This is a genomic window from Rhodococcus sp. C1, assembly GCF_020809065.1.
In the GTDB taxonomy this organism is placed as follows: domain Bacteria; phylum Actinomycetota; class Actinomycetes; order Mycobacteriales; family Mycobacteriaceae; genus Rhodococcus_F; species Rhodococcus_F qingshengii.
Map to the genome: position 1 here is coordinate 5342168 of NZ_CP078080.1, position 12161 is coordinate 5354328.

The 12161-nt window shown below is 63.7% G+C and carries 11 protein-coding genes; 6 read left to right on the forward strand and 5 right to left on the reverse strand.

What is annotated here, in order from left to right:
* Nucleotides 1–177 precede the first annotated feature (177 nt).
* Nucleotides 178–693 carry an OsmC family protein gene (locus tag KTR60_RS24580; RefSeq protein WP_050656844.1) on the forward strand — a complete coding sequence of 172 codons (516 nt, stop codon included), beginning with the start codon at nt 178–180 and terminating at the stop codon, nt 691–693.
* A gap of 37 nt (nt 694–730) precedes the next feature.
* Complete coding sequence (locus KTR60_RS24585) at nt 731–2044, forward strand: bifunctional o-acetylhomoserine/o-acetylserine sulfhydrylase (protein ID WP_003939848.1); 1314 nt, start codon at nt 731–733, stop codon at nt 2042–2044.
* A 64-nt stretch (nt 2045–2108) separates the two neighbouring features.
* Here the strand turns inward: KTR60_RS24585 and bphC are convergent, their stop codons facing one another.
* The 4 genes from bphC to KTR60_RS24605 all read right to left on the reverse strand — a co-directional run bounded on the left by bphC (nt 2109) and on the right by KTR60_RS24605 (nt 6269).
* Entirely contained in the window at nt 2109–3029 is a 921-nt protein-coding gene (bphC, locus tag KTR60_RS24590) for a biphenyl-2,3-diol 1,2-dioxygenase (RefSeq protein WP_003940493.1), read from the reverse strand.
* A 35-nt stretch (nt 3030–3064) separates the two neighbouring features.
* Nucleotides 3065–4243: an acyl-CoA dehydrogenase family protein gene (locus KTR60_RS24595; RefSeq protein ID WP_003940250.1), complete on the reverse strand. Its 1179-nt coding sequence runs from the start codon at nt 4241–4243 to the stop codon at nt 3065–3067.
* Nucleotides 4244–4414: 171 nt separating this feature from the next.
* The gene (locus tag KTR60_RS24600) at nt 4415–5284 is read right to left on the reverse strand and encodes an alpha/beta fold hydrolase (protein WP_019745379.1); all 870 of its coding nucleotides are present in this window, start codon (nt 5282–5284) and stop codon (nt 4415–4417) included.
* Nucleotides 5285–5360: 76 nt separating this feature from the next.
* On the reverse strand, nt 5361–6269 hold the full coding sequence (locus KTR60_RS24605) for an IclR family transcriptional regulator (RefSeq protein ID WP_003940451.1): 909 nt from the start codon (nt 6267–6269) through the stop codon (nt 5361–5363).
* A 138-nt stretch (nt 6270–6407) separates the two neighbouring features.
* On the opposite strand from KTR60_RS24605, the gene KTR60_RS24610 reads away from it, so the two are divergent.
* The 3 genes from KTR60_RS24610 (at nt 6408) to KTR60_RS24620 (ending at nt 9184) form a co-directional block, all read left to right on the forward strand.
* The gene (locus KTR60_RS24610) at nt 6408–7283 is read left to right on the forward strand and encodes a TIGR03619 family F420-dependent LLM class oxidoreductase (protein WP_003940045.1); all 876 of its coding nucleotides are present in this window, start codon (nt 6408–6410) and stop codon (nt 7281–7283) included.
* A 32-nt stretch (nt 7284–7315) separates the two neighbouring features.
* Nucleotides 7316–7807 (forward strand): nuclear transport factor 2 family protein, encoded by a 492-nt coding sequence (locus KTR60_RS24615; protein WP_003939809.1) that lies wholly within the window; start codon nt 7316–7318, stop codon nt 7805–7807.
* A 129-nt stretch (nt 7808–7936) separates the two neighbouring features.
* A complete protein-coding gene (locus KTR60_RS24620; protein ID WP_007729446.1) occupies nt 7937–9184 on the forward strand; it encodes an Nramp family divalent metal transporter in 1248 nt (415 codons plus the stop codon).
* A gap of 56 nt (nt 9185–9240) precedes the next feature.
* On the opposite strand, the gene KTR60_RS24625 is transcribed toward KTR60_RS24620, so the two are convergent.
* Entirely contained in the window at nt 9241–10836 is a 1596-nt protein-coding gene (locus KTR60_RS24625) for an acyl-CoA synthetase (protein ID WP_058226583.1), read from the reverse strand.
* A 370-nt stretch (nt 10837–11206) separates the two neighbouring features.
* Between KTR60_RS24625 and KTR60_RS24630 the strand changes: the two genes are divergently transcribed.
* Nucleotides 11207–12145, forward strand: coding sequence for a 3-oxoacyl-ACP reductase (locus KTR60_RS24630; protein WP_007729451.1), 939 nt, complete (start codon nt 11207–11209; stop codon nt 12143–12145).
* Nucleotides 12146–12161 lie beyond the last annotated feature (16 nt).

Sequence of the window (12161 nt, forward strand, 5' to 3'; positions counted from 1 at the left end):
CTCTCCTGTGACGGGAATCGGCGCATACGAGACGGGCACGCTGCTGACGCGGCGGCGCCATGTCGACTTTGCGCATGTCTGTACATCCGGGTGTCCGATCTACTGATCGGACCTACGACGTGAGCGCCGCTCACGTCGATACTCGTATGTACACCCAGATCAGGGGACATTTCTGTCATGACCACCGCCTCCATCTCACACCTGAGTTCCGTCGTAGCAGCCAACGCCGACGCCATCGACAAAGACGCGAGCAAAGCACACGTCGTATTCAAGGCTTCCGCCCAGGCGCACGACGCCGTTGCCAGCACCATTTCTCTCGGTAAGTACAGCGTCGAGGTCGACGAGCCACCGGCCCTCGGCGGCGAGAACACCGCAGCCAATCCTGTCGAGTACTACCTCGCTTCCCTGCTCTCCTGCCAGGTGGTCACCTACCGCGTCTGGGCGGACAAACTCGGTATCGCTCTCGACGACATCTCGGCCAGGGCCGAAGGTGACCTCGACGTTCGTGGATTCTTCGGCTTCGACGACGCCGTCCGTCCGGGATTCTCCGAGGTCCGCGTGGTCGTCACCCTGACCGGCCCCGAACCCCGCGAGCGCTACCTGGAACTGCAGGAAACGGTCGACGCCCACTGCCCCGTACTCGATCTCACCCGCAATCCCGTCCCAGTGCATACAGTCGTCGAAACCGCCTGACCCGCACCAACCCACCTTCACCACGGAGTATGAATTCATGAGCGAGAACACCCCCGTCGATACCGATCCGACCGCCGATTGGTCGTTCGAAACCAAGCAGGTCCACGCCGGACAGGGCCCGGACAGCGCCACCAACGCTCGGGCGCTTCCGATCTACCAGACCACCAGCTACGTCTTCGACAACACCGACCATGCGGCGGCGCTCTTCGGCCTCGCCGAGCCGGGCAACATCTACACCCGCATCATGAACCCGACGCAGGACGCCGTCGAGCAGCGCATCGCCGCCCTCGAAGGCGGAGTCGCGGCTCTGCTGGTTGCGTCCGGTCAGGCCGCCGAATCCTTCGCGATCCTCAACCTCGCCGAGGCCGGGGACCACATCGTCTCAAGCCCTCGCCTGTACGGCGGCACGTACAACCTCTTCCACTACACGCTGCCCAAGCTCGGTATCACCGTCGACTTCGTCGAGGACCCGGACAACCTCGATCACTGGCGTGAGGCAATCCGTCCGAACACCAAGGCGTTCTACGGCGAAACCATCTCCAACCCCAAGAACGACGTGTTCGACATCCCCGGCATCAGCGCAGTCGCCCATGAGCACGGCATCCCGCTGATCGTGGACAACACGGTCGCAACTCCGTACCTCATTCAGCCGCTGAAGCACGGCGCCGACATCGTCGTCCACTCCGCCACCAAATACCTTGGCGGACACGGCACCGCGATCGCCGGCGTCATCGTCGACGGTGGCACCTTCGACTGGACCCAGGGACGCCACACCAACTTCACGACCCCCGACCCCAGCTACCACGGCGTCACCTTTGCCGATCTCGGTGCACCCGCCTACGCCCTCAAGGCACGCGTTCAGCTTCTGCGCGACCTCGGCTCGGCCATCGCACCGTTCAACGCCTTCCTCATCTCGCAGGGTATCGAGACACTGAGCCTGCGCATCGAGCGCCACGTGTCCAACGCCCAGAAGGTCGCGGAATTCCTCGAGGGCCGCGCCGAGGTCACGTCGGTCGCGTACGCCGGACTGGAATCCTCGCCCTGGCACGAGCGCGGAAAGCAGCTGGCGCCCAAGGGAACCGGCGCCATCGTCGCGTTCGAGCTCGCCGGTGGAGTCGACGCAGGCAAGAAGTTCGTCAACGCTCTGACGTTGCACAGCCACGTCGCCAACATCGGTGACGTTCGCTCACTCGTCATCCACCCCGCGTCGACGACGCACTCGCAGCTCACCCCCGAGGAGCAGCTCGCTTCGGGCGTCACGCCGGGGCTCGTCCGCCTCGCGGTCGGCATCGAAGGGATCGACGACATTCTCGCCGACCTCGAAACCGGTTTGGCCGCAGCAGCTTCCTGATCTATCGCACGAAAAAGCTCGGCCCCGATATGCATTGGGACCGAGCTTTTTCGTTGCGTAAGAGCTAGCTCTTGGGAGTGAACGCGGCCAGCGGTTCACTCTCGGACCAGTCATGGCCCCAGTAGCTGTCGGCCGTGATTTCCTCAGCGGTGTAGAAGGCTTCGTCGACAAGCATGCCTTCGCAACCGAACTCCAGATCCCATCCACCCGGTGCGCGCACGTAGAACGACACCATCTTGTCGTTCGTGTGGCGACCCAACGTCGAGGAGATCGAGAAGCCGAGCTTGGCAACACGATCGAGAGCCTGACCGACGGCGTCGAGAGTCTCGGCTTCCATCATCAGGTGCACGAGACCGGGCTCGTCAACCGGCGGCGCCGGGCACAACGCCAGGCTGTGGTGGCGCTGGTTGACACCCATGAAGCGAACGCGGCGAGCCGGCGGCGGCGCATCGATACCGCCGAGACGGATGGAACCGCGCGGGAGGAATCCGAGCACCTCGGTGTAGAAGGTGTATGCCTCGTCGAAACGCGTAACCGGAAGCACCACATGGCCGAGGCCCTGATCGCCGGTGACGAAACGGCCGCCGTGCGGGGTGACCAACGGGCTGTGGTCGAGTACCGGTCCGAAGAAGACCTCGACTCGGTTACCGTTGGGATCGTCGAATGCGATGACCTGCTCGGCATCGCGGTAGCTGGCGTCGACCTCGGAAAGAACCTCGACCTCGACTCCGGCCTTCTCCACTGCTTCACGAACACGCTGGAGCGCGAACTGATCTCGCACTTCCCAGCCCACTGCGAGAGCCTTGTCCGTCTCACCGGGCAGGACGATCAGTCGCGCACGACGCTCGTCCAGGCGCAAGTAGAGGCCGTCGGCTTCCGGGCCACTACCGACCGCGAGGCCGAGTCCGTCGACCACGAGCTCGCGCCAGCGAGCCACGTCCTGCGTTTGGATCCTGAGATACCCCAGGCCCCGAATTTCAGTCATGCCTAACCGTCCTTGCTTCGAAAGTATTTGTGGGACTAGATCATCGAGCGGTGGATACCCTGCGGTTCGCCGCCGAGCTGCGAGAGCGTCGACGCATGGAAGATGGAGCCAGGTACATGGATCGCGTGCGCGAGACCGGCATGAGCGTCACGCCAGAACCGCTGCATCGGCGTGTTCAACTGCAAAGCCCCACCACCGGAACGAGCAAAGATCTCGTCCACCGCACGCACCGCCCGCCACGCAGCAGCAGTCTGCGTACGCCGACCGATCGCACGAAGCTCGAACGAAACTTCCTGCCCCTTCTCCGTCATGTCCCAGAAACGATCCACCGTCTCCAAGATCGCAGCCCGAGAAGCAGCGATCTCGGCCGCCGCCTCACCGATCGCGAACAGCACGTACGGATCTTCCTTGATCGGAACACCACTGACCGTCACACGCTCACGCTGCGCCGCCATGTTGCACGCCAACGCACCCTCGGCGATACCGATCAACGACGAGGTGATCCCCAACGGGAAAATGCACGAGAACGGGAACTTGTACAACGTCTCCGTACGACCCGCTTCCTTCCACGCCGTCCCGTCGTACACCTTTCCGGCGTCGATCGTGCGGTAAGTCGGCAGGAACGCGTCCTTGACGATCAGATCCTTCGACCCCGTTCCGCGCAGGCCCACGACATTCCAGCTGTCCTGGTCGATGTCGTAATCGGAGCGCGGCAGCAGTACGTGCAGGTGCTTCGGCGGCATCAACGGCTTGCCGGACTCGTCACCGACCATCGCGCCGATCATGATCCAGTCACAATGATCGGTACCCGAGGAGAACGACCAACGACCGTTGAGGATGTACCCACCCTCGACCGGCCTCGCCACGCCCATCGGCGCATACGGTGACGCCATCCACGTATCGGGATCGGTTCCCCACACCTCTTCCTGAGCCTTGCGGTCGAAGAACGCAAGCTCCCACGGATGCACACCGACGATGCCGCTGACCCAGCCCGTGGCACCGTCCATCGCGCCGATAGCCATTGCCGTCTCGGCGAATTCACGCGGATGCGCCTCGAGGCCTCCGAACTCCTTCGGCTGGAACATCCGGATGACGCCGGAGTCGCGCAAGCGCTTCGCGCTGCCGTCCGTCAAGCGCATCAGCTTGTCGCCCTCGACCCCGTCGGCGCGGATCTCGTCGGCGAACTGTGAGATGTTGTCCAGAACCTGACCCATGATTTTTCCGGCTTTCTGGTTTCGCTACCCGGCGAGTGCCTGGGCAGAATGAAAATCTGTTGGTGAAACGGTGGCAGGTAGCCCACCGAAGTGCAGAAACGCTTCCCGGTGAGTGGGAGCACCCCTGTGCGCCTTTTTGGTAGTGGGGGCTACCAAAAAGGCGCACGGGCCTTACTTGCCTTCTGGACGCGTCAGAAATGCCAGAACGGACGCGACCCAGGCGTCGCGAGCTTCGATCATCGTCCAGTGTCCGCAGTTGGGGAAGATGTGAACTTCGCCGTTGGGGATGTCGCGCATCGGCAGAATCGCCATGTCCACGGGGCTGACGCGGTCGTCGCGTCCCCAGGTCAACAGCGTCGGCGCCTTGATCTTGTTCAGCTGCGCCCAGTACGGCACGGCGGTCGACGCAGCGGCAGCCGCGCCCATGGCGGCCATGGCCTTGCTGCTGTACATACGACGGGCGATCTCGAGCGTCGTCGGCTCGGTGGCCAGGGCCCAACGCTCTTCGATGAGCTGCTCGGTGACGACGGCACGGTCGAAGACCATCGAATGCAACCAGCGGACCAGGGCTTCGCGGGTGGGGTTGTCGGTGAACTCCATGAGGAGTTTGATGCCTTCACCGGGCCCCGGCGAGAAGGTGTTCTTTCCCATGCCGCCGATGGTGACGAGCTTGCTCACCCGGTGCGGCTCGTCGATCGCGACCTTGGTGGCGACGATGCCGCCCATGGAGTTACCGATCATGTGGACCGGGCCGAGGCCGAGGCCGTCGAGGAACATCCCGACCGACGCCTGCGCCATCATCATGGGATGGTCGGGGCCGGGATCGCTGACGCCGAATCCGGGAAACTCGAGAACGTAGCAGTGGAAGTGCTCCGCGAAGTCCGCGAGAACGCCGCGGTAGTTACGCCAACCGGTGACGCCGGGGCCCGATCCGTGCAGCAGCAGGAGCGGCGGGCCGTCGCCGGCTTCGTGGTACCGGAGCACACCGAGATCGGTCTGCAGTTCCTTCAGAGTTCCCTCGTAGCTCAGTTCAGTCGTCATGGTCCGAACGGTGCCATCAGTACCGCTGAGCTGCTATGACTCGTCCCGATCAGCGAGACAAGTCGATCAAAATACGTCAGATCCAGTGGTCGGACGACGCTGCCAGCAGGCGATCCATCGTCTCCGCCGAGAACGTATTGGTCGGAACGGGAGGCGTTTTGCGGCCGCGGCGAGGAGCACCCAGTTCGGGGTACAGCGTCCGTGAGACCTCGCGAGCCGCGTCGACGACCAGCGGAGCAACTCGCTCGAGCTGAGCGGTCCGCATGTCACCACACAACGCGATGCTGCCGACGGGACCCTCGTGTCCGCGAATTGCCGAAGCCACACAAGCGACTCCACGCGCCGACTCCCCGCGTTCGAAGGCCAGTCCCCGACGCTGACGGATGCGGTTCAGTTCCTGGTGGAGCACAGCGACGTCGGTGATCGTGTTCTCGGTACAGCGGGGAAGAGAAGACCCGAACAGAGCGTCGACGCGCTCGGGGTCGATCCACGCCAGCATCGCCTTGCCACCAGCCGTCGAATGAGCGAGCACTCTGCCGCCGACGCGGGACGGGAGCGCCGCGGCGAATCGTCCGCCGACCTTGTCGAGATAGACGCTCTCGCGTCCGTCGAGCACCGACAGGTGAACGACCATGCCGGTCTGCAGGTGCAGTTCGTGCAGAAGCGGTGCAGCGGCTTCGCGGATCTGGCTGTGGCCGCCGTCGCCACCACCGAGGCCGAGCGCGCGACGCCCGAGGCAGTAGCCGAACGATGCGTGATCGACCCAGTCCAGCTTGACCAGCTGATCGAGAATGCGGTGGACCGTGGAGCGCGGCAACTGAGTACGGCACGCGACCTCTTCCAGCGTCAGCCGCGCGGCGCGGCCGTCGAAGGCGTCGAGAATCAGTGTCATCCGCTCGACCATCGACGGCGGCAGATCCTTCTTGGGTTGCCCACCGGCAGTCTGGACGGTGGACAGTGTGTCGTTCATGTCAACAATGGTCATGGACGCCTCCCGAAAACTGGAATTGATTCTACCGACTATAACCCAGGTCACAGTTTCTGGAAAGTGAATCGATCTTTTCGATCCCGATCAGCGGTAATTCACCTGCCACCGGGCGAGTGGGGACGCTATAAACGCCCGATGCACCTGGGAATCGTCACACCGGTCCTGATTCAGCACCCGAGCACGCGCTCGGAGTGGGAGGCAAGTGCTGACATCGGCGAGATCGCCACAGTGGCCGCCACGGCGGATCGACTCGGTTTCCATCATCTGACCTGCAGTGAACACGTGGCGGTCCCCGAGGAGATTGCCGCCGAGCGCGGCGGAACCTACTGGGATCCGCTCGCCACCCTTGGTTTTCTCGCCGCGCGTACATCAAGAATCCTGCTGGCGACCCAGGTGCTGGTGTTGGGCTACCACCACCCCCTCGAGATCGCCAAGCGTTACGGAACGCTTGATCGCGTCAGCAATGGACGCCTGATACTCGGCCTCGGGGTGGGGACTCTGAAACAAGAATTCGATCTCATAAATGCTCCATTTGCCGACCGAGGAGCGCGCGCTGACGATGCCTTGGCCGCACTTCGGGCATCACTGTCGACGCCGACTCCGGAGTATCACGGCGAGTTCTACGACTACTCCGGATTTGTCGTCGAACCCCACGCCGTCCAGAAACGGGTGCCGCTGTGGATCGGCGGCCGGACCAAGAGATCGCTGCGCCGGGCCACCACACACGGCGACGGGTGGGTGCCGTTCGGGCTGCGATTCTCCGAACTGAAGGAAATGCTCGACGCCACGACGCTCCCCGACGGATTCGACGTGGTGCTTCCCGCCGGTGCGCCGCTCGATCCTCTCGGCAATCGCGAATCCACCCTTCGCGCCTTGACTCGCGTCCGTGACGCCGGGGCGACCATCGCCAGCTGCTCGGTCGGCGCTCGAAGCGTCGAGCACTACTGCGAACAACTCGAAGAACTTCACCGAATCGCCCTCGCCGAGGGCTTTTCTTTCACCACTTCCTGATTCCCCGACAATTCAATGCAAAGGACGTACCGATGACCGACTCGACCGCCCTGATCGAATCCCTGCTCGCCCGAGTGGAATTGCTCGAGGACAAGCTCGCGATCACCGAACTGCTGACCACATACAGCCCTGCCGTCGACAGCGGATCAGCCGACGAGGTCGCGAACCTGTGGCTCGAGGACGGCGTCTACGACGTCGATACCGGTGCGATGCACGGCCGCGGCGAACTGCGCGCGATGGTTCACAGCGCCTCACACCAGAACTGGATCATGAACGGCGCGGCCCACATGATGACACCCGCGCACATCCGCATCGACGGCAACAAGGCCGTCGCGACCTGCCATTCGCAGTTGGTCATCAAAGACCCCGAGAACCCGACGGGATTCAAGGTCCTCCGCATCACCGCGAACCGCTGGGAACTGATCAAGACGGACGGCGAGTGGAAGGTCGAACTGCGTACCAACGCCCTCCTCGACGGCCGACCCGAGGCTCGCGCTCTCCTGGCTGCCGGCGTGACGGCCTAACCGGCCTGTGCGCGGTTAGGGACCCTCTGCGGTCGCTGACCGCGCACAGCTGTTGAAAGTTCGGCTCCCCGAACTCTATAGTTCACTTATTCGAACCAACAGGTCCGAGTACGTGTGACCAGGAGACCGATGAGCACCAGTACGCAAGAGCCGACGACTCCGCGCCGACGACCCACGGGGAGATCCATCGCCCTGCTCGGTCCGGCGTTCGTCGCGGCAATCGCGTACGTCGATCCGGGCAACGTCGCCGCCAACCTCACCGCCGGCGCCAAGTACGGCTACCTCCTCATCTGGGTACTCGTACTCGCCAACGCGATGGCCGTCCTCGTGCAGTATCTGTCCGCGAAACTCGGTCTCGTCTCCGGCAGATCCCTGCCCGAAATGCTGGGTCAGCGCCTGCGTAAGAACAACCGCCGCGCCTTCTGGCTCCAGGCCGAGATGATGGCGATCGCGACCGACGTCGCCGAAGTCATCGGCGGCGCCATCGCACTCAACCTGCTCTTCAACATCCCGCTCTTCCTCGGCGGACTGATCACCGGATGCGTGTCGATGGTCATCCTGACGATCCAAAGTCGGCGCGGACAGCGCACTTTCGAGTTCGTGGTCATGGGATTGCTGGCCATCATCACCATCGGCTTCCTGACCGGGCTCGCCTTCACCGACGTCTCCGGCAGCGAGGCCGTCGCCGGACTGGTCCCCCGCTTCGAAGGAACCGAGACCGTACTGCTCGCCGCCAGCATGCTCGGAGCAACGGTCATGCCGCACGCGATCTACCTTCACTCCGCATTGGCACGTGATCGCCACGGCCACATCAAACCCGGCCCACGGTTGCAGCGATTACTCAAAGTCACCCGTTGGGATGTCGTCGTCGCGTTGATCATCGCCGGTGGCGTGAACATCGGCATGCTGCTGCTGGCCGCTTCGGCGCTGCGCGGAGTACCCGGCACCGACACCATCGACGGCGCGCATGCCGCGATCGAGAATTCGCTCGGCCCGGGCGTAGCCGTGGTGTTCGCGATCGGCCTCCTCGCCTCCGGACTCGCGTCGACCTCCGTGGGATGCGCGGCCGGCGCCGAGATCATGCACGGTCTTCTGGCCATTCGGATTCCGGTGATCACACGCCGGATCGTCACGCTCGTCCCGGCGCTGATCGTGCTCGGACTCGGCGTCGACCCGACGCTGGCGCTCGTGCTCAGCCAAGTGGTCTTGAGCCTGTGCATCCCCTTCGCGATCATCCCACTGGTGCGAATGACCTCGGACCCCGAACTCATGGGCGACGCTCGCAATGCCCCGCTCACGACCGTCGCGGCGTGGATTGCGGCGGGCTTGATCGTTGCACTCAACGTCGCTCTGCTGGTTCTGACGGTGACAGGCTAGAGCACCGGAGCCACCCAACGCGTCCCTCACAAACGCGCTGGACGGCTCCGGCCGGACTAGGAGACTTGCTCGGCGAGAGTGGCCTTGGCCCAGCGATAGTCGGCCTTTCCGCTGGGAGAACGCCTGATCGACGGAACGTTCATGACGGTGCGCGGCACTTTGTACCGAGCGACCTGCGACGCGCAATGCTCACCGATCTCGGCAGCGTCCGGGACGTCGAAGCCTTCGCGGGTCGTGATGACCGCAGCGACGCGCTCACCGAACTTTGCATCCGGAATTCCCGCGACCAAAGCGTCGAGCACCGCCGGGTGACTCTTGAGCGCCTGCTCGACCTCTTCCGGATACACCTTCTCCCCGCCGGTGTTGATGCACTGAGAACCACGCCCCAGCAGGACGATCGAGCCGTCGGCTTCCACGCGTCCGACGTCGCCGAGCACCGACATCCGCACCCCGTCGATCACCGGGAACGTAGCCGCGGTCTTGACCGGATCATTGAAGTAGCCGACCGGCACGTGACCACTGCGAGCGATGTAACCGGTCTCGGGCGATCCCGGCTCCAGCGGCCGCATCCTTTCGTCCACGACGCGGGTCTCGTCGCGAGCGGCGATGCGCATCAGGCCGTCTTGACCGATCTCCAGATTGCCGTCGACGCCCGACTCCGAGGAGCCGAATCCGTCGCGGATCACCAGGTTCGGAAGCATCGACTTGAGCTGCTCCCGCAGTGAGAGCGAGAACAAGGCTCCGCCGGACGAGACCATTCCGACCGTGCTGAGGTCGTAATCTGCTGCGTTTGCTGCCAATTCGTCTGCGAGCGGACGTGCCATCGCGTCTCCGACGACGGTGATGGAGACGGCCTTCTCACTTCCGGCGAGCTGCAGCGTCGTCTTCGCGTCGAACCGCGCCATGAGAATTGCGTTGGCGCCCATGAAGAATCCGGTGAACAGCGAGTACGACGCCGCACCGTGCATCAGGGGTGCGGTACTGAGCATGTTCATCGCGGGGACGTTCGGCACCGCGGCGAACAGAGCCTCGGCGGTCGTGTGCGGCGGACCGAACGGATTTCCGCCGGTGAGCGCCGCGAAGTAGAAGTCTTCATGACGCCACATGACACCCTTGGGCATCCCTGTCGTGCCGCCGGTGTAGATGACAAAGAGGTCGTCGTTGCTGCGGGGCGCGAAGTCACGAGTAGCGGGCTGCTCCGCGGCGGCGTCGGCGTATCCAACGACGTCGACACCTTCGATGTCGCGGACCACGGACTTGCCGACGACAACGACGTGCTTGATGCCGGGCGCGGCCGGGAGAACCGTCTCCACCACCGGAGCGAACTCCTCGTCCACGATCAGTGCTACCGACTGCGAATCGTTGTACAGGTAGGTCAGTTCGGCGTCGACGTAGCGATAGTTGACGTTGATCGGGACCGCACGAATCTTGAGGCAGCCGAGCAAACTCTCGACGAACTCGATGCTGTTGCGCATGTGCAGAGCAACGTGATCGCCGGGCCCGACACCGACGCTCGCCAGGTGGCGGGCGATGCGATTCGAGCCCTCGTCCAGCTCGACGTAGGTGCGACGACGACCATCGCACACGAGCGCCGTGCGGTCCGGAATCAGATCCGAGATGCCCTCGTACAGATCTGCCAAATTCAGTGACACTGCTGGTGCCTTCCTTGATGTCCGGCCCGGTGAATTCGGGGCCGACCGTACTGCGTTTTCGGTGGGAACTATCCGACCCTGGAGCCGACGAATGCGGCCGAGAACTGAGCGGATCGGTGGTGACGCAAACGCGTACGCGGTGGGATCGCCGCGTCGCCCCAAGGTGGCATGCAGCGCTCGTGACCCAGATCACCGCTCCCGCTGAGTGAGACTCCTCCTCAGTCGGCCAAACTTCTGTTCAAAACTAGAACTAATTCTGATTTCGCTCGAATGATTTTTTCGGAACCGACTACCGAACTCTCGACTTCAAATTAGAATGAATACTAATTCTGCAAGACGTACCCGACCGCCCGGATCGAAGGAGCACGACATGACGCAATCACTGAGCTTGGAAGGCAAAGTTGCCGCCGTCACCGGCGCCGGCGCCGGCCTGGGTCGCGCCGAAGCACTCGGACTCGCGGCTGCCGGTGCAGCCGTCATCGTCAACGACATGGGTGCAGCGGCCAACGACGTGGTCGACGAGATCAAGGCCGCAGGTGGACAGGCACTCGCCATCACCGGCGACGTCTCCGACTGGTCGCTCGGCGGGCGCATCATCGAAGAGGCTGTCAAGAACTTCGGATCCTTCGACATCCTCGTCAACAATGCAGGCATCCTGCGCGACAAGATGATCTTCAACCTGACCGAATCCGATTGGGACGACGTCATCCGTGTGCACCTCAAGGGCCACGCCGCCACCTCGCACGCAGCCGCAGTCCACTGGCGCGCAGCCAGCAAGGCAGCCGACGCACCGGTCTACGGCCGCATCATCAACACCTCTTCCGAGGCCTTCCTCTTCGGCAGCGCCGGACAGCCCAACTACTCGGCAGCCAAGGCCGGCATCACCGCTCTGACGCTCTCGAGCGCAGCAGGTCTCTCCCGCTACGGCGTCCGCACCAACGCGATCTGCCCCCGCGCGCGCACCGCCATGACGGCAGAAGCCTTCGGCGAGAACAACACCGGCGTCGTCGGCCTCGATCCGCTTGCACCCGAGCGCGTCGCGACCCTGGTCAGCTACCTCGCATCCCCCGATTCCGACGAGATCAACGGACAGGTCTTCGTCGTCTACGGCAAGATGGTGGCGTTGATGGAAGCACCCAAGGTCGAGAACCGTTTCGACGCAGCCGGATCCGCGTTCACCGTCGAAGAGCTCGGTGGCCAGCTCTCGTCTTACTTCTCCGGCCGTGGGCCGTACGAGACCTACGCCGCCTACAGCATCGCCGGCCTCGAAAAGATTGCACTTGCAGTCGACGAGACCGCAACAGTTTGAGCAGCACTTACGAAGA